The organism is Pseudothermotoga hypogea DSM 11164 = NBRC 106472, from assembly GCF_000816145.1.
In the GTDB taxonomy this organism is placed as follows: Bacteria; Thermotogota; Thermotogae; order Thermotogales; family DSM-5069; genus Pseudothermotoga_A; species Pseudothermotoga_A hypogea.
In genome coordinates this window covers 2,012,748-2,037,103 of record NZ_CP007141.1, presented here as the reverse complement: position 1 = coordinate 2,037,103, position 24,356 = coordinate 2,012,748, and the positions used below count along the sequence as shown (strand labels likewise).

General features: G+C 47.0%; 21 protein-coding genes and 1 tRNA gene. 7 read left to right on the top strand and 15 right to left on the bottom strand.

The features are described 5' to 3' along the window. From AJ81_RS10000 to AJ81_RS09990, 3 genes are read left to right on the top strand one after another with little or no spacing between them, the layout of a single operon-like run. Positions 1-363 (top strand): GntR family transcriptional regulator, encoded by a 363-nt coding sequence (locus AJ81_RS10000; protein ID WP_031502652.1) that lies wholly within the window; start codon positions 1-3, stop codon positions 361-363. Further along, positions 350-922: a hypothetical protein gene (locus AJ81_RS09995; protein WP_031502650.1), complete on the top strand. Its 573-nt coding sequence runs from the start codon at positions 350-352 to the stop codon at positions 920-922. Before AJ81_RS10000 ends, AJ81_RS09995 begins: the two co-directional genes overlap by 14 nt. Beyond that, positions 919-1,743, top strand: coding sequence for an ABC transporter ATP-binding protein (locus AJ81_RS09990; protein ID WP_031502649.1), 825 nt, complete (start codon positions 919-921; stop codon positions 1,741-1,743). The genes AJ81_RS09995 and AJ81_RS09990 overlap by 4 nt, the downstream gene beginning before the upstream one ends. A 27-nt stretch (positions 1,744-1,770) precedes the next feature. Here AJ81_RS09990 and AJ81_RS09985 read toward each other — a convergent pair whose 3' ends face one another. Next, complete coding sequence (locus tag AJ81_RS09985; protein ID WP_031502647.1) at positions 1,771-3,105, bottom strand: NCS2 family permease; 1,335 nt, start codon at positions 3,103-3,105, stop codon at positions 1,771-1,773. A gap of 745 nt (positions 3,106-3,850) precedes the next feature. On the opposite strand from AJ81_RS09985, the gene AJ81_RS09980 reads away from it, so the two are divergent. The 4 genes from AJ81_RS09980 to AJ81_RS09965 all read left to right on the top strand — a co-directional run bounded on the left by AJ81_RS09980 (position 3,851) and on the right by AJ81_RS09965 (position 7,927). Further along, positions 3,851-3,927, top strand: a tRNA-Met gene (locus AJ81_RS09980). 279 nt (positions 3,928-4,206) lie between these two features. Then, positions 4,207-5,133 (top strand): thermonuclease family protein, encoded by a 927-nt coding sequence (locus AJ81_RS09975; protein ID WP_051368916.1) that lies wholly within the window; start codon positions 4,207-4,209, stop codon positions 5,131-5,133. Positions 5,134-5,708: 575 nt separating this feature from the next. Further along, complete coding sequence (locus AJ81_RS09970) at positions 5,709-7,010, top strand: hypothetical protein (protein ID WP_031502643.1); 1,302 nt, start codon at positions 5,709-5,711, stop codon at positions 7,008-7,010. A gap of 17 nt (positions 7,011-7,027) precedes the next feature. Next, positions 7,028-7,927: a hypothetical protein gene (locus AJ81_RS09965; RefSeq protein ID WP_031502642.1), complete on the top strand. Its 900-nt coding sequence runs from the start codon at positions 7,028-7,030 to the stop codon at positions 7,925-7,927. A gap of 374 nt (positions 7,928-8,301) precedes the next feature. Here AJ81_RS09965 and AJ81_RS11060 read toward each other — a convergent pair whose 3' ends face one another. The 14 genes from AJ81_RS11060 to AJ81_RS09895 form a co-directional block, all read right to left on the bottom strand. Next, positions 8,302-8,433, bottom strand: coding sequence for a hypothetical protein (locus AJ81_RS11060; protein ID WP_257008736.1), 132 nt, complete (start codon positions 8,431-8,433; stop codon positions 8,302-8,304). A gap of 243 nt (positions 8,434-8,676) precedes the next feature. After that, on the bottom strand, positions 8,677-10,575 hold the full coding sequence (locus AJ81_RS09960; protein WP_031502641.1) for a carbohydrate binding domain-containing protein: 1,899 nt from the start codon (positions 10,573-10,575) through the stop codon (positions 8,677-8,679). A gap of 10 nt (positions 10,576-10,585) precedes the next feature. Further along, positions 10,586-12,751 (bottom strand): beta-glucosidase, encoded by a 2,166-nt coding sequence (locus AJ81_RS09955; RefSeq protein ID WP_031502639.1) that lies wholly within the window; start codon positions 12,749-12,751, stop codon positions 10,586-10,588. After that, positions 12,735-12,935 carry a TM0026 family membrane protein gene (locus AJ81_RS09950; protein WP_031502636.1) on the bottom strand — a complete coding sequence of 67 codons (201 nt, stop codon included), beginning with the start codon at positions 12,933-12,935 and terminating at the stop codon, positions 12,735-12,737. Before AJ81_RS09950 ends, AJ81_RS09955 begins: the two co-directional genes overlap by 17 nt. 1 nt (position 12,936) lies before the next feature. Then, positions 12,937-13,743 (bottom strand): ABC transporter ATP-binding protein, encoded by an 807-nt coding sequence (locus tag AJ81_RS09945; protein ID WP_031502634.1) that lies wholly within the window; start codon positions 13,741-13,743, stop codon positions 12,937-12,939. Then, the gene (locus tag AJ81_RS09940) at positions 13,740-14,717 is read right to left on the bottom strand and encodes an ABC transporter ATP-binding protein (RefSeq protein ID WP_038059600.1); all 978 of its coding nucleotides are present in this window, start codon (positions 14,715-14,717) and stop codon (positions 13,740-13,742) included. Before AJ81_RS09940 ends, AJ81_RS09945 begins: the two co-directional genes overlap by 4 nt. 18 nt (positions 14,718-14,735) lie before the next feature. After that, positions 14,736-15,578: an ABC transporter permease gene (locus AJ81_RS09935; protein ID WP_031502631.1), complete on the bottom strand. Its 843-nt coding sequence runs from the start codon at positions 15,576-15,578 to the stop codon at positions 14,736-14,738. 3 nt (positions 15,579-15,581) lie between these two features. Beyond that, a complete protein-coding gene (locus tag AJ81_RS09930) occupies positions 15,582-16,598 on the bottom strand; it encodes an ABC transporter permease (RefSeq protein ID WP_031502629.1) in 1,017 nt (338 codons plus the stop codon). A gap of 57 nt (positions 16,599-16,655) precedes the next feature. After that, a complete protein-coding gene (locus AJ81_RS09925; protein ID WP_031502628.1) occupies positions 16,656-18,467 on the bottom strand; it encodes an ABC transporter substrate-binding protein in 1,812 nt (603 codons plus the stop codon). A 33-nt stretch (positions 18,468-18,500) separates the two neighbouring features. Then, positions 18,501-19,595 carry an ROK family transcriptional regulator gene (locus AJ81_RS09920; RefSeq protein ID WP_231845431.1) on the bottom strand — a complete coding sequence of 365 codons (1,095 nt, stop codon included), beginning with the start codon at positions 19,593-19,595 and terminating at the stop codon, positions 18,501-18,503. Between the two features lie 1,169 nt (positions 19,596-20,764). After that, positions 20,765-21,892: an aldo/keto reductase gene (locus AJ81_RS09910; RefSeq protein WP_031502622.1), complete on the bottom strand. Its 1,128-nt coding sequence runs from the start codon at positions 21,890-21,892 to the stop codon at positions 20,765-20,767. Positions 21,893-21,894: 2 nt separating this feature from the next. Continuing rightward, positions 21,895-22,527, bottom strand: a complete 633-nt coding sequence (locus AJ81_RS09905) for a TetR/AcrR family transcriptional regulator (RefSeq protein WP_051368918.1) — start codon at positions 22,525-22,527, stop codon at positions 21,895-21,897. Positions 22,528-22,540: 13 nt separating this feature from the next. After that, positions 22,541-23,341: an ABC transporter permease subunit gene (locus tag AJ81_RS09900; RefSeq protein WP_031502618.1), complete on the bottom strand. Its 801-nt coding sequence runs from the start codon at positions 23,339-23,341 to the stop codon at positions 22,541-22,543. Then, complete coding sequence (locus AJ81_RS09895) at positions 23,338-24,219, bottom strand: ABC transporter ATP-binding protein (protein WP_031502617.1); 882 nt, start codon at positions 24,217-24,219, stop codon at positions 23,338-23,340. The genes AJ81_RS09900 and AJ81_RS09895 overlap by 4 nt, the downstream gene beginning before the upstream one ends. Between the last annotated feature and the right edge of the window lie 137 nt (positions 24,220-24,356).

Genomic DNA, 24,356 nt, shown 5'->3' with positions numbered 1-24,356 from the left:
ATGTTGCGGAAGATCGACAAACACAGCGGTGTACCTGCATACCTTCAGATAGTCAATCAGATCAAAGCGGAGATCTTGCTCGGCAATTTGAAAGCGGGTCAGCAACTTCCGACGGTTCGAGAGCTCGAGACGATCTTCGACGTGAACATAAATACGATACTCAAAGCCCTCGAAAGGCTGAAAGCGGAAGGCCTCGTTGTGTCGGAGCAAGGCATCGGATACTTCGTGGTGAAAGAACTGAACATCGATGCCGAAGTGGTTGTCGCAATCAAGCAGTTGGTATCGAAGTTGAAATCAAAACAGTTCGATCTGTACACGACTTTAGTCCTCGTTGAGGAGGTGTGGAGGAATGAAAGAGTTTGAAGCCTACATGAAAAAGCAACTCCTTGAAAAGTTCCCGAGCATGGTGTTCTTCTTCGTCGTCATGATGATACCCAACTATGGTGCAAAGGTGTTCGGCACGTTCTTCCTGATACTCTTCTCTGTCGCCAGCGACGTGAGGCAAAAGAGGTTGGATCTGTTACTCTACCTTCCTTTGACACGCAAACAGATCTTCTGGTTTGAATACGCTTTCCTTTCGCTCATGCTCGGCATAACCTTTTTCGTTGGTCTACCCTTCGCTGAGAAAAATGTCGGAGTCTGGCTCACGTTGCTCAAATCGCTGATCTTTCTCTGGGCTTATCTGAGCATCGTGTTGTCTGCCGTCAGCGTGGGATTCGACCCATTCGGCGCCGCTTTCTTGTTCCTCTTGTTCGACATAGTCATGGGTTCGATCGGCTCGACGAGACTCTCGGTCAGTTTCAACCCATACAAGTTCATCAGCCCGTTGAGACAGGAGAGTGTGTTAGCCTCGGCAGCGTTCGCCGCGGTGCTCACTTACGCTTCTTACAGATTGTTCACGACGAGGAGTGGTGAAAGATGATTCGAGTGGAGCATCTCAGGAAGAATTTCTCTGGCAAACAGGTGCTCAGCGACGTGTCTTTCTTTGTTGAGCCTGGAAGCATCCTTGCGTTGGTTGGTCCCAACGGCGCGGGAAAAACCACAACGATCCGCTGCATCACTGGAGTGTTGAAGCCAGATGCCGGTTCAGTGACCCTTTTCGGCGAGAGGTTCGAACACGTCACATCGCACACCGCAAAACAAAGGATCGCCGTTGTGCCGGAAGAAAGAGTTGTTTTCAGAAACTTCAGTGGGGCAGACTACGCACAGCTGTGGGCGAGCCTGTATCCCAAATGGGACGATTCGATCTTCTCAAATTTCGTGGCTCGTTATGGGTTCGATCTTTCACAGAAGGTCGAATCTTACTCCATAGGCATGAAGACGCTTTTTTTGCTTGGCCTATGCATTTCCAGTCAGGCAGACGTGCTGATCCTCGACGAACCTACGCAACACCTGGATCCCACGGTGAGGCTGGAAGTGATGTCTCTCTTGAAAGAGTACGTGGATGGAGAAAGGTCGGCCATAGTCTCTTCCCACGAGATCTTCGAACTTGAAGAGTACGCAACACATATGGCGATCATCAAAGAGGGAAGGATCATCTACACAGACTCTATAGATGAGGCTAAGGAGAAGCACAGGATCGTCGAAAAGGGAGAAAGCATTCAGGATGGAGAAGTCGTTGGTTTGGTGGGTCAGAACGTGCTCGTGAAGGCAAGCAGCGATGTTGGAAAATATCCCAAGCTCAGCGAGATCGTGGTGGCTTATCTGACAGGCAAATCCGAGCGGAAACTCGCGTTGAAATGAAAGCGGGCCTTTCGGCCCGCTTTTTCTTCACTCTCTCAACAGCACTAAATACAGAACGAACAGAATCGCAAGGATCCACGTGAACCAGTGTATCTGCTTACCTTTTCCCGAAAGCAACTTGACGATGGGATACGTAACGATTCCGAGTGCTATACCGTTGGCGATGGAATAGGTCAATGGCATCATGAGCAACGTTATGAACGCAGGAATCGCTTCCGTCACATCGTCCCAGTCGATCTTCTTCAAACTCTTCATCATGAGCACGCCGACGAATATCAGAGCAGGGGCCGTTGCCGCAGCGGGAACGGTCATCGCCAAAGGTGAGAAAAAGAGCATCAACAGCATCAGAACGGCGACCGTCACAGCGGTTAATCCAGTCCTTCCACCTTCCGCTATTCCAGCACTACTCTCTATGTAAGTGGTTACCGTGGAGGTTCCGAACATCGCACCCACTGAAGTTCCAACTGCATCTGCAAGGTACGCCTTCGAGGCTCTCGGGAATTCACCGTTTTTTGTGAAGCCAGTTGATTCGGCCAGTCCCGTCAAGGTTCCCACCGTGTCGAAAAAGTCTACAAAGAAGAACGTGAAAACCACCATCCAGAACGTGGCGCTCCCGAGCGCCTGAAGGTTGAAATCCATTTTCATGAACGTCGGTGCAATGCTCGGTACCTTACCCACAATTCCCTGATACTTCGTCACACCGAAAATCGGTAGCGCACCTATGAGCGTGCTCGCTAAGATACCTATCATAATGGCGCCCGGTATTCTCATAGCGAAAAGCGCAGCGATGATGAAGAAACCTATTATCGCCACCAAGACGTTCGGGTCGCTCAGATGACCAAGACTCACAAAGGTTGCAGGATCGCTCACGACGATCCCAGCGCTCTTCAAACCTATGAACGCGATGAACAATCCAATGCCTGCACCGGTTGCGAGTTTCACCGAAGCAGGTATCGCTTTGACAACGAAGCTCCTTGCTCCTGTGATCGTCAGAACGATAAAAATTATCCCTTCCACGAACACCGCTGCGAGCGCAACTCTCCAGTCTATGCCCATCTTCAGACACACTGTGAAAGCAAAATAAGCGTTCAGGCCCATACCTGGAGCGAGTGCAAATGGATAGTTCGCGTAGAGCCCCATGATCATCGTTGCGATGAAGCTACCAATGATGGTGGCGACCATGAAAGCCCCGAAAAACTGTGTGTACAGACTGCTACCAGGGGTTGCTCCAGGTATTACGTTGATGAGGATCGAAGGGTTCACGAAGACGATGTAGGCCATAGTGAGAAATGTTGTGATTCCTGCGATGATCTCGCGACGAACAGTAGTACCTTGCTCTTTCAAACGAAAGAGCTTCTCCATGTTTTCTCCCTCCCACAGGTAGAAGTGCACAACGAAAACACAGCAATGATAATACCTTTCGCTTCTTAACATTTTTTGAAGGGCAAGTTGAAAGAGCAAGAAAGTGAGAGGCTCAGTCGATGAGGACAAACGCAAAAAGCCCCCTTGCGGGGGCTTGGGATTATGGCTGATGAAAATCGTTTATTCAGTTTTCTAACCTACCAGGGTGCTTAGAATTTGGGGAGAGCTCTCGCGAGGAATCAACCAACAATATCTTTTTGATTTGAGTCCTTGTTGTGTGACCGCTTCGTTCGCATGGTCTTCACGGCGATCTCGTGTTTCGTAGTTGGCTATGTATAGTGATGATTCGGTTCGAATGGTGATGCTTGGTCTGTGAGAGTTGCAACTTTCAATGATTTTGATGAATCTTTCCGAAACCATTAGATTGGGAGCGCACACTCTTTTCAAGCATAGTTCGTTACGAAAGATTAGACCAAGGGCCATTTACGGGATGCTTCCCGCTGAAGAATGTACCATCCAAGGAGCGCTCCCATAAATATATATACGGATGTGACTATTGCGGCGAGGAAACTACGATGTAAAACTCACCGATACAACGTCATGTTTGGGCTGTTGCTGATGGAAAAGATCCAGACCACATTTTCAAAACATGGTCGAGTACAATCAACAAGCCAGTTCTGGATGTGGTGAAGAGTAGAAGAAACTTGACACTGAGTTGGTTGTGTGCTAATATGATTAACGGCGTTGCGGGGTGGAGCAGCCAGGCAGCTCGTTGGGCTCATAACCCAAAGGTCGCAGGTTCAAATCCTGCCCCCGCTACCAGGTATGTAACCAGGTTTAAGCATTTCAAATGAAACCCGAACGTTACTGAGACTGGCCCCCGAGGTTATTCGGGGGCATTATTTTCCTGTTTATTCTCCGGGGGGCGATTCAGAACAAGGGACAGTTCAGCCAGAGTTAACTCCGCTAAAATATAAACTGGATGTTACTCAACCAACGATTCAAAGAAGTTAGTTCAAGTTTCAGAAAGATATTCAGGAAAGTGGATCGCACAGGCAGCAAAGGGGCTATCGTGAAGGACAATTCTGGGGGGTGAAGATCGTGAAAAGGTTGATTGTAGCGGTGTTTTTCATGATTTTTTCAGCCATCGCTTTTGCTTTGTCTCTCGTAATAGTCAACTCGTTCCTCTATGACTTTGCTTTCTTTGATGATCCTGCAACGAGTGATGAGGCATTTTGCTCACGGGTTGTTAACGGAGACACGATTGTGATAAACGATGGCGTATACGTTCGATTGATCGGTGTGAATACGCCCGAAACGGTACATCCAAGCAAGCCCGTTGAGCAGTTTGGAAAAGAAGCATCGGAGTTTACGAGGACACATCTTGAAGGCAAAACGGTCTATCTGACGTATGACCAGAACAGGCAGGACAAATATGGACGACTCTTAGCGTACGTGTGGCTTCCTGTTGAATTTAGAGGAGAAACAAAATACGTTTTGTGGAACGCCGTCTTGATCCTGAACGGATACGGAAACGTTTACACTGATTTTGCGTTCAAAGAAGAGTACATGGAGAAATTCAGAGAGCTTGAATGCTATGCGAGAAAACTCAGACTTGGACTGTGGAGCACATCCACCGAGCCACAGAAAGCGCAGGGAAGTACATCCACCGGACCACAGAAAACACAAGAGAGTACACCTGTCGAATCGCAGGAGACAGAGGACGTAAAGACGTACAACGTGAAGATTGTCACTATTCAGTACAAAGGCAAGGATGAATACATTGTCATTCAAAACTTTGGAACTTCTCCTGTGAACCTCGCTGGTTGGAAGATCTTCAGCAAGGGCGGACAGTGGTACACGTTCCCAAATATCACGCTTGATCCAGGCGAAATAATATCTGTGCACTCAGGACCAGAGGCAAGTGGAGCCCTCGTATGGACGAACCAATACATCTGGAACGACAAAGGTGATAAAGCTACACTGTACGATGTCAACGGGAACGTGGTGAGTGAGTACGAGTATTAAAAAGCGCCTTCATGAGTCGATGCTGTCAGTTCTGCACACCAGAAGGTCACACACATATATTACACATCTTCACGTGTAGGTGGTACATATACACGCTTCGTTCTTCCACTTCAGAAGTGCTATTATATGTACGTAGGGGGGATATTTGATCACCATCATAGATCTGTTCCGACATGGTAGGTATCCCATACAACACCGTAGTTCAGATGAGACTGAAGAGATCCTGCGTCAGTTCTTGGAACTGATCTGAGATGGGTGGCTTTTTCTCAAGCACTCGAAAAACTGGCGCAATGTAGAACCACTTCCAGAGAACTTCCGAAGATGCTGGGATACTGGAGCGTTACCGACGTCATAAACACACATGAAAAACTATCACAGGTAATTGAGATCCTTAGCAAACTCGAGCTTGTAAAGAGTCAGCTTTGATGGAAGGCTCTTGAATGAATTTAGGACGCTCACCTTTAGATGATGGAGTCTGCATTACTGAGTGAAAAGGATCAAGTTCCCTGCCAATGATTAAAGAAACTTGTCCAAGTTGTCGTTATGTCCGAAAGTTTGCGAAGGAGGGACAGGACATGAAGGAAAACGAAAGGGAAAAGGATCCTCAGGACCAGGAAGGAGAAAGTCATATCACTAATCAGAAAGAGCCTGTCATCTCGAAACTCACGGTAGTTGTTCTGATGATTTTGTGTTCTGCTTCAGTTGCGACCAGTCTGCTGGCATTGCTTATGCTCAATCATTTCATCGGTGCCACTCGACTCGCGATTATTAGAGCACGAGATGATGGTTCATTAGTTCGTGATATTATCAAACAAGCAGATTTAAGACTTTCCTCATCCGATTACGAGACCGCTCATCTGATGATTTTGAACTCGCTGAAGATCTTCCCAGACAATGCCAAACTTCTCAATGAATACGATCAGATCCTCAGCGCAGTCATTTCGAACGTTGACAATCCTCAAGCCGTGTTCGGGATACTGAACGACGGAGAAACTCTCATCATAAAGTTCATGTCCGAGGCCGAACCGTCGCATTTTCTGAGTCTGAACCGAATTCTGAAGCTCATAAGAGACAAAAGATCAAAATATCTGGAGAATATGGTAAAGTACATTCGAAAACTGGAAGAGGAAGGGAACACAGACAGGGTAAACCTCCTAATAAAGAATTTTTTGCATGTTTTCTCATCTTCCAGGGAATTGACTGACAACATTGTGGATTTGCTTCTCAAAAGATTGGAACGCCTTTCAGCATTAGAGAATCCCTCACTCAATCTTGCATACGTGACCTTAGAAATGGCCGTTTCCCTTGAGGAAAGATTTGCTCTGAACGCAGTTGATAGCACGTCCATCAAAGATCGTATTGACAGAATTAATGAGCTAATCAGTGACATAGAAAGAAAAGAACTGAACAAAGAGGTCGATTCCTTATGTTCTGAGTTGGAAAGAGAACAACTTCAACCATATCCAGATATGGATGAAGCAGAACTATCGGCGAAAGTTCAGAACCTACTGGCAAAAGCCCAGAGATTGATTAATAATCCTCTTCTGGAAAACAGTGACAGAGAGAGAATTTACGAGGGTATGTACAACGTACAGAAAGCTATGCAGAAGACACTTGAAGAGAAAAGCTTGAGGAATTTGAAGGATTACAATCGGTGGGCTCTGGAGATTCTGAAAGTGTACAGTCAAGATTGGAATGTTTCACAGATACAGCAGTATGCAAAAGAACTAGGACAGATTGATACAAGATACCTGTTTCCGGAAGTCAATGTGTATTACAACTGGGTACTATCCAAGATCGTGGAAAAATTGAAAAAAGAAAACGATCTCAAGGTATTCGTTGACACCATGTTCAATCAAGGTAAACGATCACCCTGAAGGGGGGGCCAACGGATATGAAGAAGACACTGATAGCCTTTTGGTTTCTGGTATCGGTGTTTGCTTTCGGATTGCCTGAGATGTATCATGCTTCCGAAACAGTGAGAGTGCTAAATATTCTAAAAATTCCTGCAAGATACGAACAATTAGTGACCTTTCACAGAGCTATAGATACTGTTCCGGGCTCCTATGCACCTGGTGGATGGTATCACAGAGAAAGGTGGGGACACGACACGAATAGTTTAGCAAAGCTTCTAAGTAGTGATAGCTCCGGGCTTTCAGTTTCACAGAAACGAGTAGCATGGGCCATTCACATTCTTCAAGACTCCAAAACAAAGGCAGGTGTCCCATATGAATCAGTAGTGGAAGCAAGAAAAATCCTATCGAGAGAATTCTTCAAGCCTACTACTATCAGGGCCGTGGGACGTATTGCTGTGCTGAGTATTTTCGATTTCATATACCAGGTCGCTCTTCTGGATGTTGATCCAATAACTGCTTTAGAGCGTACGTTCACGGGGTTTGTAATAAGTACTGGTTCGACAATTGTTGTGAACTTCCTTGTTTCAAGGATATTCCCGTATGTCTACTCTCAGCCTGGCAGATTCCTGTCATTTTTGCCTTCGGGATTCCTAGGTCCAATCATTTACATCGTAGTGGATATCACCCTAAGAGCCATAGCGACCGGGTCATTCAGAGAAGCACTATTTTCTCCCCAGACCCTCCTGAACTCTTGTATAATCACGCTGTTTTTTGTTCCGGGAGGCCAGTATATTGTTCCTGCAGCAATGGCATTCAGCTGGATATTGAACTGGATCAGGTATAGTGAAATGAAAGCGAAGTATGAACTGTTCGACGAATTCCTCCACAAAGAGTACTATGAGCGTCTTTTGAGCCAAGTTGAGATGGGTGTAAGATGATCTTAGTCTTTTTTGAAAGGACGCTTACTCAGGAAGGTAAAGATGTCATGTGATGCAATGTGAGGAAGGTTATTATTATTTTGAATTCGACGGCGTGGCTCCGGGAAACTACGCCCTCGTAGTGGATAATACAGACGATGGATGGGAGGTTACTGACTTCGATTTTGTAAATGATTATGCTGTTTTCGATCTTGAGGTTTACTTTCAGCCTTACTAAAGGAGTTTCATGATTAAACGAGCCGTTGTACGTGCTTATCATAACCCAGATATTGCACACAAAAACATTGTGAAAGTGCGCAAAGGTGCTCCTGGAAGTCACCCCGAACGAAGTTCTGGGACGTTGAAGATTGTTACAAGCTTTTCTAAAGATGCCATCAAACAGGATAGCCTTCTGAGAATGGCGGTACTCTATCAAACGATATGGAAGGATTGCTCAAAGACTGATCCGTCGAGGTAATGGCGAAGATATCTACATGGAGGATGTAGAGCTGAAGAAACAGAAGCACAGATAATACCTTCCATCCTGGGAGCAGAAGGTTTCAGAACTGTTGCGTATCTCATGCTCTTGCGAGAGCATGACCGGCCGCGCAGAGAGCTATCCTTTCGATAAGGCATAGGATCGTACTCGTGTTTTTACCCCGAAGCACCAACATATCAGACAGCTGAACAAAGGGGAGGAAGTCATCCTCCCCTTTTTGGTAAAGTGTCTTCACCACTTGGTGGTTCCGAACGAGGACGAAGTTTCAATCTTACCGATTCGTGGGCTCCACCGTCACCTCATCGAAATAGATCGTCGTAGGTTTGTGCAAACCGAGCTCGAAGCTTATCTGAACGACTTCGTCCACATCTTTTGGATGTGTGTAAGAATATGTGAAGGTTTGCCATTCAGTTGTGAGATTCACAGTTTGAACAAAGTAGTTTATCCATGGATCGTGGTTCTGAAGGATCTTGACGTTTATCAATCTTGGAACATCTGCTTTGGCTTTGAACGAGATGGTGTAACTCTTTCCACGCTTCAAACCGATCCACTGGTTGAACTGGATATGCCAGGTGTCAGTTCCTGAGTTTGCAACGATTATGTATGCGTAGCCATTCTTCACTCCGTAATCGCTCACACGAGCACCGCTTATTCCGTACCTTCCAGCTTCCCAGATGAACCATTCGTCTGGCCTATTCGCCTGATCGTTCATGATGGGTTCGTCAAAACTCGGGTTGTTGATCTTCTCGAAGGTGACTTCAGGTACCTCTTGCTCCAGTTCGATTTCTTGCACTTCTTCGTACACTTCTGGGCCAACGTCCTCGTAAACTCTTATGTAATCGATGTACATGCGCTGCGGGAACTGTGTCGTTTCGTCTGGATAACCGGGCCAGTAACCTCCAACCGCCACGTTGACGATCAGGAAGAAGGGTTGATCAAAGACCCATTTGAGTCCCAACGCTTCGAGTTTGGCTTTGGTGAGCACATGATAGAGCTTTCCGTCCACGTACCACTCGATCGCGTCCTTGTCCCATTCGATGTGGAACACGTGAAATTCATCTGAAAAGTCAGGCTCATCCTTGGACAATTTGTAAGCGTTCCCTATGGAAGCTCCACCCGAGTAACCTGGGCCGTGGGCCGTTCCATAAACGGTTCTGGTGTCATGACCAAGCATTTCCATGATATCGATTTCACCGCATGTTGGCCATCCAACTTCTCCTATGTTGCTTCCGAGCATCCAGAGAGCCGGCCATATACCTTGTCCTTTCGGCAATTTCGCTCTTATTTCGATTTTTCCGTACTGAATCTCGAACTTTCCCTCCGTCGTCATCCTCGCGGACGTATAGTCGTAGGTGCCATATTCGTCCGAAACAGTTTCCTTTCTGGCTTCTATGACCAAACATCCGTTTTCGATGAAGGCATTTTCTTTCGTGTAGTACTGGAGCTCAGCGTTCCCCCAGCCGGGAATTCCTTTCGCGTGTCCGTTTCCAATCTCGAAATTCCACACACTCTCGTCTACGAAATCTTCGTCGAACTCTTGACTCCAAACAAGCTTCCATTCTTTCACCTTTCGCTTCCTCGCTCCCGGCTCGGAGACCTCCACGACTCCAACCTCCTTCATGACCACGTCGTCTATCCAAACCGTTCCAACGGCTCTTCCAAGTTGAAACTCAAAGCGCGCTTTCGGATCAGTCTCTTGCCTCATGACGAATTCGAATTCGTAAGTTTGCCAGTCTGTGCTAAGATTGAAAACCATTCCTCCTGATTCATCAGTGCCGGGATTGTAGGCTGGCCAGCCTCTCGTCGCGATGCCTCCGATTTTCACGCCGACGTTTCTTTCACTCGAGGCCTTTGCCTTGAAAGATACCCTGTACTTGTGATACTTCTCCACCAGGATCGGGGATTGAATGATCTGGATCGACCAGGTATGATGTCCACCGTTTGTGATCTCGACGACGAGAACTCCATCTTCGACGTATGCCGTGCCTTCACCACCACTGTTGGGGAAGAAGATCCAGTTTTCCCTGGTGTCGATGAAACCATCCGGAGCCGGTGGCTCGATGTCGACGTTCGCGATGAGAATTGGTCGATCGAATGAACCGTTCGTAAGAACGTTCTGAGCGAGCACGATGATCGGCAAAAGAAACAAGACAGAAAGAACCTTCTTCATGCTCACCACCTCACGGTGCAAACCTCACTTCCTCTTTCAAAACGAACGTTCCCTTCAACCTGATGTCCCTCGAGGAAGAGCCCACTCTGACTTCGTACTCTCCTTTTTCCAAGAGCCATTCTTCTCCATCGAAACTCGCAAGGTCTCTCAGTGGTATTTCGATGCAGATCTCTTCAAACTCGTCACGGTTCAAAAGTTGCGTTTTGTGGAAGGCCTTGAGTTCCTGGAAAGGTTTATCAATCTTTCCCTTCGGCGCTCTGATGTAAACCTGCGATACCTCTTTTCCAGCCATATCACCCACGTTCTTGATTACATAAGAGACCTTCAAGACGTCGCTGTCCACAGAGACTTTCAGATCACCGTAGTCGAACTTCGTGTAGGAAAGACCGTAACCGAACTCGTAAGCTGGTTCAACACCGAAGGTGTCGTAATACCTGTAGCCAACGAAGATGTCTTCTTCGTAGATCACTCTTTCGGGATCTTCCTTGGGTTCTCCCGGAAAGTTCCATGAAGGCACGTCTGAGTAATCTTTTGGGAACGTGGTGGGTAGTTTTCCAGACGGATTCGCTTCACCCGTCAAAAGGTCTGCGACGATCCTACCAGTTTCTTGTCCAGCCTGCCAGATCAACAAGATCCCGTCGACCAGATCTCGCCAGCTCACCATCTCGATGGGACCACCTATGTTGAGCAACACAACAACCTTTTTTCCAACCTCATGGAACTGCTTCGAAACTACTTGAAGGAGTTTGACTTCATCGTCAGAGAGGTAGAAATCTCCCTTGATCGGTTTTCTGTCTTCTCCTTCGCCAGAGATTCTGCTTATCACTACGATCGCAAGGTCGTTCCTTTCAGCGAATTTCTTCACTTCGTCCTCCGTCAAGAAATCTTCCAACAACTTCGGATAGACCAAAAATCCCCAAGGATGTTGCACTGGTTTGTATTGCTCCGTTTCTCTCATCTTCTTGATGTACTCTTCGTACATGTTCGCGAGTTCCTCGTCCACCTTCAATCCTTTCTCTTTCGCACCTTCGAGGACGGAGATCGCGTACCTCGGGTGTGTGTCTCCACTTCCCGTTCCTCCCTTGATCGTTTCTATCTGTCCTGTTCCGAAGATGGCGATCTTTGCATCTTTCTGAATGGGAAGGGTGTTTTCGTTCTTCAAAAGTACTGCACCCTCAATACCCGCTTTGTGAGCGATCTTCGCGTGTGCATCGAGGTCCGGTTCGTTGGAGTACTTATAAGCCTTGAAAGAAGGGGAGTTCACAAGAACGTTCAAAATGTTCCTCACACACTCGTTCAAAGTTTCCTCGCTCAGTTTTCCTTCCTTAAGAGCCTCCATGATTTCACTGATTTCGTCTTTTCTGAACATGTTCACCTGGTTCACCTTACCGGGCATTATCAGATCGTTCCCCGCCTTGAGTTGTTCGACGGGGTTGTCTCCAGCGAACCAATCAGTCATGACGAAACCTTCGAACCCCCACTGCTTTCTCAAAACCTTCGTCAAGAGCCACTCGTTCTGTGAACAATACTTTCCGTTCAACTTGTTGTAGGCGCTCATCACACTCCAAGGTTTGGACTTCTTGACGGCTATTTCAAAGCCTCTGAGGTATATCTCTCTCAAGGCTCTTTCAGAGACGATCGTGTCCACGCTCATTCGATTGGTTTCTTGGTTGTTCGCTGCAAAATGTTTCAGACACGCACCAACGCCTTGTGACTGTACACCCTTCACGAAAGCGGATGCCATCTCTCCCGAAAGGACTGGATCTTCCGAATAGTACTCGAAATTTCTTCCGCACAACGGGTTTCTGTGTATGTTCATCGCAGGTGCCAAGAGGATGTCGACACCGTACTCTCTAACTTCCTCACCCATCGCTTTGCCCACTTCTTCCAAAATCTCGAGGTTCCAGGTGGAAGCGAGCATCACCGCGATCGGAAAAGCAGTTGCATGATAAGTTTTCTCATCGTTCTCGCGCGTTGGGTTAATTCTCAATCCGGCCGGACCGTCTGCCAGGATGGCGCTCGGTAGACCCAAACGCGGTATCGAGTGCGTTTCGCCCGCCACTCCAGCGACTCTCGATTGTGGATTGGAGAACACACCCGGCATTCCAACCCCAACAACGATTTTCACCTTTTCTTCCAAAGTGAGCTTCGAAACGATTTCATCCACGTTTATCATCCTCATCCCTCCTCTTTCGTTCCCGAAAAATGAAGAAAGACAGAAATAAGACTGTGAAGATCATCAAGCCGAGGTTCACGTAGAACTCGACAGGCCTTGTACCTTTCAACAGATAGTAGAGCAGTACGAAAATCTCCAGCACCAACGCCCAGGCGAAGATGGTCAAAATGGCGCGCGTGAACATCTCACAGACCTTCCAATTTCCTGTAGAGTTTCGGGATGCTCTCCACCAAAACCTTCGAATACTCGTGGGTTGGTTCGAGCACCACTTTGTCTGGATGACCCCTTTCCACTATTTCTCCGTCCTTCATCACGAAGATGTTGTCAGACACGTAGTAAGCGAGCCCGAGATCGTGGGTTATGAATATGATGGAGGTTCCCTGTTCTTTTCTCAGCTCCTCCAGAAGTTGTATGATCCCTCCTCTGCTCGAGGCATCTATCATGGAGGTCGGTTCGTCCGCGACTATCAAAAAAGGTCTCAAGATCCAACATCTGGCTATCATGATCCTTTGCTTTTGTCCACCGGAGATCTGGTGTGGATACTTTCCCAGAACATCCTTGGGATCTATCCCCACTCTGACGAGCGATTCTTTTATCAGTTCCAACGCTTCTTTCTTGTTGGAAGGTTTCTTCTCCAACAGGTTAATCGCTTGCCAAAGCGTTCTTTCGACTGGATAGAAGGGATTGTAACTCGCGAACGGATCTTGAAAGACCGCGTGAACTTTTCTTCGAAAGTCTTTGATCGATTCATGATCTTTCAAGTCTTTCCAGATATCTTTGCCTTCGAAGATGATCCTTCCACTTGTCGGAGGAATGAGTCTCAAGATCATCTTCGCGGTTGTTGTCTTACCAGAACCACTCTCTCCCACGAGTGAGACAATTTCTCCTTCTTTGACTTCGAAAGAAACGTTTTTCACAGCCTCTATGCGTTTTCTTGAGAAGAACCCCAGGGTGAATATCTTGGTGAGGTTTTCAACCACGAGTCTGCTCATGTTCTCTCCTCCGAATACAGAAAACAGGCCACCTTTGAACCTTCCTCAACTTCTCTTAACTCTGGTTCTCTTTCCTTGCACACCTCCATCACATGTGGACATCTGGGATGGAACCTGCATCCGCTGGGTGGATTTATCAAGTTGGGTGGCGTGCCGGGAATCACGCTGATGCCTCTTCTTCTGACCTCAGGTTCAGGCGTCAACACCGAATTGAACAGACCTTTCGTGTATGGATGGAGGGGTCTTTGCAATATCTTCTCCATGGTGGATATCTCAACGATCTTTCCAGCGTACATGACGATAATCCTGTCGGCGATCTGTCGAACGGTGGCGATGTCGTGCGTTATGAAGATGATGCTCCTCACAACACCCATTCTCTTCAACTGCATCAAGACTTTGAGGAACACCTTTTGGTTGACTACGTCGAGGGCAGACGTCGGTTCATCTGCTATCAGAAGCTTTGGGTTCAAAATCGTCGCTATGGCTATGACCGCCCTCTGTCTCATGCCTCCACTGAGTTCGAATGGGTATCTCTTCAACCAAAGTGGGTTCAGGCCAACTTCTTCAAATCTTTTTTCAGCTTTCTGCAAAAGTTCTTTCCCATTCAGTTCGTGCGACTGTGCCAGGTGTTCAACGTATTTTGCCATCCTTATCGTCGGCATCAGAGCGTTCATCGCGCTCTGCGGAACGATGGTTATCTCTTTTCCCCAAAGTTTTTTCTTCACTTCCTCCCTCGACATGGAGGAGATCTCTTCGAATTTTCCGTCGATCTTCATGAACACTTTGCCTTCGACCAGAGTTAGCGGCTTTAAGATGTTCATAGAAATGAGGTTCGAAAGCGTGGTCTTTCCGCAACCTGATTCACCCACCACACCGATGACCTCGTCTTCAAATATTTCGAACGAAACTCCATCCACTGCCCTGACGGAAACTTTCTCCAATTTATAGTAGGCCTTCGCGTTTTCTATTCGCATCAATACTTCGTTCACTCTCTATTCCTCCCTCAAGCGCGGGTTGAAAACTTCATCCATCGTCGTACTGATAACCATGAGCGACGCCGTCAAAGCAACGATGGCAACTCCTGGTGGAACGAACCACCACCACAGTCCTCTTCTCACAGCTTCCATGAGCACCGCCCATTGCAACATCAAACCAAGAGAAATTCCTCTCGTGGGTCCAAGACCTATCAGACTCAAACCCGCCTCGCCCATTATGCCTCCGTTTATGAAGAGCACGAAGGACATGAAGGCGTAGGTGGCTATGGTCGGCAGTAAATCTTCTATCACCAATCTCATGTCCGAATAACCCGCCATGATCGAGAGATAGACGTACTCTCTCGACATGACACTCATCAACTGTGCCCTGATCGCCCTCGCGAACCAAGGCCACTGGAACAGCCCCAAGATCACGGCGACAACTTCCATGCTTCTTATCCTCAGATAACTCGCGATCAGTATGGCTATGAGGATAGATGGTGTCGTCAAAACGATGTTCGTTATCGCCATCAACGTGTCATCCACAATGCCTCTTTTCACCGCCGCCAGACTACCAACGACAGTTCCAATACTCAAGGAAATGATCGCCGCAAGAAAACCTATGTAAAGGGAGGATCGAATGCCGTGGAGAAGTTGTGCCAGAACATCTCTGCCGTACGTGTCCGTACCCAGCGGATACTTAGCGGAAGGAGGTTGTTCGTAATCCCACGTCATCTTGGTGGGACTGACTCTGTAAAGAACAGGTCCCAAAATGCCCAACATCAAGAAGAAGAGGAATATCGAAATGCCTACTATGAATTTTTTATTCTTGAAAAGTGGCCTTATCATCGTCGCGAACATTCTTCATTCCTCCTGTCCGAGTCTTATCCTCGGATCTATCAGTGCGTACAAGAAATCCACGATGAAGTTCGCTAGATAGATCGATGCGATGAGAATGACGAATATTCCCTGTATCATCGGATAATCCAGCGTTGTCAGAGCTTTGAAGAGCAGAAAGCCCGTGCCGGGATAGTTGAACACGATTTCGGTGATCAGAGCACCTCCAAGGATTCCTCCCAAACTCAGAGCGAGCCCCGTTATCTGTGGCAAAAGCGAGTTTCTGAAGGCGTACTTGAAGATCCTCTTGTCTTTCATTCCAAGATACTCTGAGAACAAAGAATAATCGCTTCCAAGTTCATAAACAACCATCACCCTCATGCCTATCGCCCAGCCACCCATCGCAGAGATCACGATTGAAGCGAAGGGCATCACGTAGTGTTTCAGAGCGTCCAAGAAAAATCCCCAGCTCAGGTTCGGTATGGTTCCCAGAGAGTAGGCACCTTGAGTGGGAAGCCAACCGAGTCTCACGCCGAAGAAGAAAATGAATATCATTCCGAGCCAGTAGTAGGGTATCTGTGAAACGATCAAGGAAGTTGTCAAAACCCCTTTGTCTATCCACGTGTTTCGTCTGTAAGCTGCCATTGCCCCGAGGGTGTTACCGAGTATCCACGCAACGAGTGTTGCGGGTAGAAGAAGAACCAACGTCCAAGGTATCACAGGAACGACGAGGTCTATAACCTTTCGAGGATAGAAGGATATGGAAGTTCCAAGATCACCGCGCAACGCTTTGAAAACGAACGTCACGTACTGAACCAACAGAGGTTTGTCGATCCCAAACTCTGCCATCAAAGTTCTCTCGGCAGCCCTTATGGCTTCTGGATTCGCTTGGGCCAGTCTTGAAAGGTTCGAAAGCAATTGAGCGAGTGGATTTCCGGGGATCGCCCTCGGAAGTATGAAAACTATAGTGGTCGCAACGATGTACGTCACCAAAAGAAAGATGAAACGTCTCAAAAGGAACTTGAACAACGGTTTGGAAGCCATTTCTTTCTCCACTCCTCTTGGGAGATTGTAAACCGGCCCCAGACGGGGCCGGATAGATCACTTCTTTGCGGACTGAAGATCCTCAAACACCTTCGAGGTTGGTACGCCCATTCCGCCTTTGTCGGTGGTTTCTATCCACTTTGGAACAGGCTGCGGGTTGTTTTTTGGAGAGATACCGAACAGTGTTGGCAAAGTGTCCACATGCCACGGGGCAGGCCTGAACCAGTACGGATTGTCTTGGTTCGGCCAGTTGATCCAGTACTTCGTCGAGTACTCGTACCAATGAGCTGTGAAGAACGCTGGAACGCTTGGCATATCTCTGTAGATGATCTCTTGAATTCTGAAGTACGCGTTCTTTCGAACTTCTGGATCCAGCGTCGAGACGGCTCTGTCCAATAGTTCAACGACCTCATCGTTGTCGTACCTCTGCCAATCTCCAGCCCAAGTCACTTCACCGACTGGTGCAGAAAGCCTCTTGTCGAGCACGAACCTGTAGATGTTGAACGGATGATCGAAGCTTGGACCAACGCTCCAGGAAATGATGATGTCGAAAGTTCCTTTAGTCATTCTGTCTGCCCAGACGGAGTAGTCTGGGAATTCTGTGACAACATCGATGCCTATGCTTCTCAGATTCTCGGCGATCATTTCGCACATCATCATCCAGTCTGTCCATCCGTATGGAACAGATATAGTGTACGGACCAAGTTTCTTACCGTCTGGTCCAACTCTGATACCATCCTTGCCAACCTTGTAACCAGCTTCGTCGAGGATCTTCTTTGCTTTCGCAAGATCGAATGGTATCCTTCCATCACTCGTGCCCCAAGTTTTTCTTGCAAGATCGTAGTTTATATACTGCTTGTTGGGTTCAAACAGGTCTATGACCATAGATGGATGCGCTTGACTACCATAACCGAAGTAGGCCTTGACCAACATTTCTTCGTAAGGTATTGCGTGGGCAATCGCTTTTCTGACAGCAGGATCGGAAAGCCCAGGTTTTGTGTTGTTCAGATAGACAAATCCCACGCCATCGGGCAAGTAGTATGGTTTTTCGTTGTACCAAGTACCGATGGGCAGTTTCTTCTTCTCCCACATCTCCCATACACTTGGTATGAAGAGTCCAGCCCAGTCGACGTCTCCTTTTTCCACGGCCAAGCTCGCACTCGGGTTGTCTTTGTAGATCACGTGTCCGATGAATTTCGGCCTCGGCAGTCCGAAGATGTCCTTGCCCCACCAGTTGTCAATCCTCTGGTAGATGACGATGTTCGGATCGTAGTAGTAAAGCTTGTAAGGACCAGAGACGACTTGTTCGTCTGGTTTATCGTTGACCCAGTCTCTAATCGTTCCTTCTGCTTCGAGTTTGGAGTAAACATGCTTCGGCATCGGCTGAGCACCGAGTGAATAGGAGAGGAACTGATAGTAGTTCAGCGCATCTTCTCTGGCTTTGAATTCAACAACTTTCGTGTCGATCGCCTTCACGTACTCAATGTATTTGTCCCAACCAACGCCTGGTCCAACACCAAGCTTTTTCGAAAGCTCCAGTGCGTACACGAAGTCCTCTGCCGTGATGGGTTGACCATCGCTCCACTTCGCCTCGGGCCTTATGTGGATTCTGATGGTCTTGTCATCGACGAATTCGTACTTCTGTGCGATGAACGGTATCCATGCGTCCCTTCCAAGATCGTACTGGAACGCCGAGACGAACAGGAACTGGTCTGTTCCCCAAGTTGACTGTGGTGCGTACAGGTTCCATGTCGTTGCCGGCCCCCAGAGAGCACCGGCGATGTAGACAGTTTCCTCCCTTGGAATGGTGACCTGCGCGATCAAAAGCACAGTTAATGCCAAGACAAGAAGCACCAAGAACCGCCTCATGAAACCACCTCCTCGGATGGTGTAACCCCCCTCTTATAGGGTTTTCAAAACATTCTCGATGACCAAAACGTTACCACCAACAAGGGATGGTGGAACTTCTTTGAAGATGGAATCTCTTATCACCACACCTGTCAGTATCTCCTTTTCCGTGATGGTTTCCAGTTCTCTTCTTATGTACGGTCCAAAGGTCTCGTATATGTCGTTTATCAATCCTCCCAAAATGATGACATCGGGATTCAAAAAGTAAACAAGGTCTCTGAGAACAACTGCGACATGGTGCAAGTAATCCTCCAGGATTTTTTTCACATCCCTTTGTCCAATGAACCAGAGACGCTTTAAACGTTGAAACTTTTCTTCCAGCGGGCTATCATTGTTTCCGATCCATTTTTGCACCTTGTCAATGAGCCTCGAAATGGAAAGAAAACTTTCTATCTCGTTTTTGTCTCCGTTGAATGTCACATGCCCGATTTCCCCCGCGGCGGAGTTCTTTCCTCTGACGATGCTCCCGTCCACCGAGATCGCACCACCTATGCCTTCACCGAAATAGAGAAAGAACGCAACCTTCGATCTCTTCACATCCTGAGAGAAAAATTGTTCAGCCATAAGAGAAAGGTTGGCATCGTTTTCGACAAAAACTTCCATATTCAGATCCACGAACTCCTGTTGAAAATCTATGTTCTTCCAACTCAAATTCGGCGCGAAGATCAAAAGCTTTTTCTCGTAGTTGACCATACCCGGCAATGAAAATACGATCTTTGTGATATCCTTCCTGATGGTTTTCTCCTTTATGATCTTTTCGAATGACATCTTCACACTCTCTTTGAACAGTTCAAAGTTCGGTGGTGTGGGAAATCTTTCGATGACCTTCCACGAACCATCAAGGAAACCGATTGCAACGAGTGTTTCCAGGACCTCGACGTTGTACACAACCGAGGTAATGAAAGATCTCGTGGGACCATAGATGACAGGCTTTCTCCTTTTACCCGTAGTGAAACCTCTCTCCTGTACGAGTCCCTCGTTCACGAGCTCGTTCATTATCCGCCAGATGGCACTCTGGGCAAGTTTTGTGTGACGCACAATTTCCATCCTGCTACTTTGTCCTCTCTCTATCAGGTACCTCAGAATCAATTTTTTGTTCTCTCTCTTCATGGAAATGGGATTCAATTTAGTGTGCGTCGAAGGTCCCTCCATTCGTCTTTGAATATCTTTCTCAGAAATAAATCATACACTATCGCAACGTTAACTTCAAGTCTGATCCAAGGCAAATTTCAGTCAAAAGGCGAGGCTGTCAGCACTCAGACGGTGATAATCTCTGAAAACTTTTGTTTTCGTCCCGAATCATGTGTTTTCGTTATTTTGAGTAATGTTACAGAACGATGTGCTTCGCTGACCACGTCGTGCCTCAGATGATGGAAGAAATCAATAAGCTTCATCCGCATGTAAGTACAGTGGATTGGTGCTCAGAGCAGCTTCTTCTGTCGGTGTTGCTATTCCACTCGGTTGGTTCTATTGCGTCGGCAGCCAACCTGACTATGAGTGTTGTTGACGAACAAGGTTTCTTGCTTACCCTTGATAAGCAGGATGCTGGATAAGTTCGGCGGGAGAAGGCTCTGCCTCTTAGTGTGGGAGGTACGTTTCTATCGGCTGATGCTTGGTTTTGCTCGTTCCATCAGATTCTTCACGCTCTCACAGGTGCGGCGTACGGACTGGCTTTCACATATGGCATGATGGGGCTTTCAGCTCCCACGTTCTTTGTCTCGGTTCTTTTGTTCTTCAATTTAGTGAACATCGTCTTCGTGCAGCTTAAAATACAAAGGGGCTCGAGAAAAGTGTCGTTCACGTTCGCTGAACTGAAAACACACCGCATGTTAGTTGCTTGATGCTGGTGAAGTTTTTCTGCGTTCTGTGTGTTACAACTTTCCAGACTTCTTTTGCCTTGATCTCTCAGTCCATATCTCATCTGGTTCTGTATTCGATGTTCCCGAACGTCACAGTTCTGTTGGCACTTCTGGCACCTCTATTGATTCTATCTTGACAAGCGTTTCACGAGGTTCGTTGGTCACACAGTTGATCGTGACAAACTCGAGGAACACTAAGTATATTCAACTCCATCGACAGTTTGATGAAGATACTCAGCCCGTTTTTGGATACCTTCACATTTCAGTACCTCGGCCCAGTGTGCTTTGGTTCTTTCGGAGCAAGTTTCGCGTTGATCGCAAGGGTCTCGTTCGTCTTGCTGTTCCGTCCGAGATACAAGCATTTCCTTTCTAAGCCTTCGATGTGAGTTCCGCCAAAGTCTAAGAGAGCTCACCGTTGATTTTCTTCATCAAAGTTGGTATCTGTAGCTTCTGTGGACATTTACTCAGACATTCACCGCATTCGGTGCAGAAGGCTGCAGAGATTTTCTGGCTACTGAACCAGCGATACTCACCTTTCGCCATCTCGAAATTTTCGAACATGATCGCTTCGTTGTACAACCTGAAGTTCGCAGGAATATCCACACCATGGGGACATGGCATGCAATAACCACACTCGGTACAGTTTATCACTGCGTAGGACTCCAAAGTTTTTCTCAACTCGTCGATCAAACGGAGTTCTTCTTCCGTCAAGTTGTTGGGTACCAGCTGCTCTGCTATTTCAACGTTCTCTTTCACCTGTTCGAAAGTGCTCATCCCACTAAGAATGACAGATACCTCTGGAAAGTTCGCAAGCCACCTTAGACTCCATTCCACGGCGGACCAGTTCTTTCCGCTTTTTCTGAGAACGCTCATGGCTCTGTCGGGCAACCTCGCAAGCTTCCCACCCTTTAGTGGTTCCATTATCACGACGGGTAAGCCCTTCGAGGCTGCGTACTTCAGACCCCTCAAGCCGGCTTGGTAGTTTATGTCCATGTAGTTCAATTGAATCTGACAGAAGTCCCAGCCATCGTATTCGTCGATGATTTTTTTGAAGATGGGGTATTTGTCGTGAAAGGAAAAGCCCGCGAATCTAAGCTTTCCCTCTGCCTTCGCTCGTTCGAAGAATTTGTCAAACCTCAGGCTCTTGATCTTTTCCCATCTCTCTTTACTCAAAGCGTGCATCAGGTACATGTCGATGTGATCGGTTTGGAGTTTTTCCAGCTGTTCGTCGAGGAATTTGTAGAAATCTTCATGACTTTCCACTTGCCAAACAGGGGACTTCGTGGCCAGAAAAGTCTTTTCTCTGTAGCCGTCTTTCAGCGCCTTACCAACGAGTATCTCGCTCCTTCCCCTGTGGTAAGGATAAGCGGTATCGACGTAGTTGACTCCGTGATCGATCGCGTATCTGATCATTTCTATAGCCTTATCTTCATCGATTTGTGAATCATCGTTGTTGAGTGTGGGTAACCTCATTGCTCCGAAGCCTAAGATGGAACAGCGCACGTTTTTGAAGGTTCTGTATTGCATTTTCACACCTCCCTGTGTAATTGTTGCGGCTCTCTGTCGAGGATACCAAATTTTATCAGATCCATCAGCTTGTCCGATTCGACCATGATTCTCTCCAGGTTGTTCAAAAGTTCCTCGGGTTTGTCTCGATACTGATCCAAATAACTGTTAGCTACACCATCGAAAACTGCCGTGATAAATTTTAAAGCATCTTCCTCACTGATGCCTCGTCTTAATTTCACGGATTTGATCTTCTCAAGCAAGATCTCTCTCGAATCCAGAAGAGCTTCCCTGATCAAACCCAGTACGATCGCGCGCAGCTTTGGAGAAAGATTCGTTACTGTGAGGAGGAACTTCGAATAGACGGGATTCTCGATTGCCAGAGTGATCTTCTGCAAGCCCCATTTCTTGATGAATTCGAAAAAATCCTCGTTTTTTACTTGTTTGGCGAACTCTTCAAATTTTTTCTTAGACCAGGAAAGAACGTGCTTGTAGCATTCGATGTACAAATTTTCCTTGCTCTTGAAGTAATGAAACAACAAACCTTTCGACACTTTCGCTTTCTTAGCGATCGAATTTGTCGAAGCGGCTGCGTAACCTTTTTCCGAGAATTCTTCTATGGAAGCCTTCAAGATTCGCTCCACGACTTCGTGCACTACACCACCTTCTTCACAAATAGATGTCCTTTTTCGAGTAAAAGAAAAGCGAAGAAAGAACCAGCGCAAGGTTCAGAAAGAAATATATCACTAAGAAGACGGGTTCCATCCTCCCGTACTTCACTATTCTGATTCCTTCGGAGTAATAGAAGGGCGTTAGATATTTCAAGAGCTCGAGCTTCTCCGTGAGTTTGCTTGCCATGGCAAGGATGTACAAAACGAACGTCATACCAATGCTAAATGAGGTGGTGCTGTCCTGACGTTTAGCAAGAACGATGACGGCAAAAACCAGATTTGAGACGGTGAGATGCAGAAGAATCTGTGAGAGCCATAAGAGCCAAAACTTGGTGTAATCGACCGCACCTTGCTTAAAGAATTCGACCATCAAAAGTGAAGATACACAAATTACGAGATCGAACGTCAAGATCAAAGTCAGTGTGCTCGAAATCTTTTGCAAAAGAACGTTAGATCTTTTGACTGGTTTTGAGAGGAGAAATTCGGCGGTTTTCTCGCTCTCTTCTTTGGCGAGCACTTTGCAGGTCAGAAGAACCGCGAAGATGCTTCCAACCAGGGTCACGTAGATGCTGGAAATGCTGGCCTGATAGTTCAAAATGTTGGAAAAATCGAGATCTTCCAGACCGAAGATCCTCAGGAAAGCTTTGGGCATGAGCTTCATCATTCTTGTCAAAAGCTCGGTATCTTTCACCATGGATGGATAAACCGATATGTACATCAACTGCACGAGCACGAGTGCAACCATCCAAACGATAGTCGTCTTGATGTTCCTCTTCATCTCCCACGTGTAGACGTTCATCTTTCCCCCTCCTCGTAAAAGGATAGAAAGAGTTCCTCAAGCGAAGGATCCTCGATCCATATGTTCTCGATCTGAATCTCTGAAAGTTTCTTCAAAAGCTCGTTAATGTCTCCACTGTATTTGAAACTGATCGTTGAGTCGTCGATCCTTCGATGTGGGATTTTCAGGGTCCTTTCGAGTTCGTCTATCTGCCTCGATTGAAGGGTGATGGATTTGTAGTTGAACCCGGCCAGCTGCTCTATTTTTCCTGTCTTCACCACTTTGCCCTCTTTGATCATCGCGAATTCATCACACAGCTTTTGAACTTCACTCAGTATGTGTGAAGAAAAAAAGATCGTCGTACCCTGCCCTTTCAGTTCTCGGATTATTTCGAACAGTCTGTTCTGCATGATTGGATCGAGCCCGTTGGTCGGCTCATCACATATGAGCAGCTTTGGTTTGTGTAGAAGGGCCTGTACTATAGCGACCTTTTTCTTATTACCCGTAGACAGTTCTCGAAACTTCTTTTTCGGATCGAGTTCGAAAATTTCGCACAACTCCTTGATGTATTTTTTATCAACTCTGTCGTAAAAGCTCGCCGAGTAGTTGAGCAGTTCATCAACAGTGACGCTCGAATAATAATTCACTTCGCCTGGAACGTACCCGATCTCTTTTCTTATTTCATGACCTTCTCTTGTGCAGTCTTTACCAAAGATCCTTGCGGTACCAGAGGTTGGGAATATCAAACCGAGGAGAATCCTTATTGTCGTGGTTTTTCCTGCACCGTTCGGACCAATGAAGCCGAAGATCTCTCCTTCCTCAACGGAGAAACTAACGTCAACTATTCCCCTGTGCTTTCCATAGTACTTGCACAGGTTTCTGGTTTCTATGACAGACATCTTCACACCTCCTTGACCATGTGGTCAACAGGATCATACCACAGATTGACCACGTGGTCAAGTATCTCAAAAATCTTGAGACAAAATCCTTCTCTTTCACACGTGGGTGCGGACGATGATCACAAAACGCCCCTCCA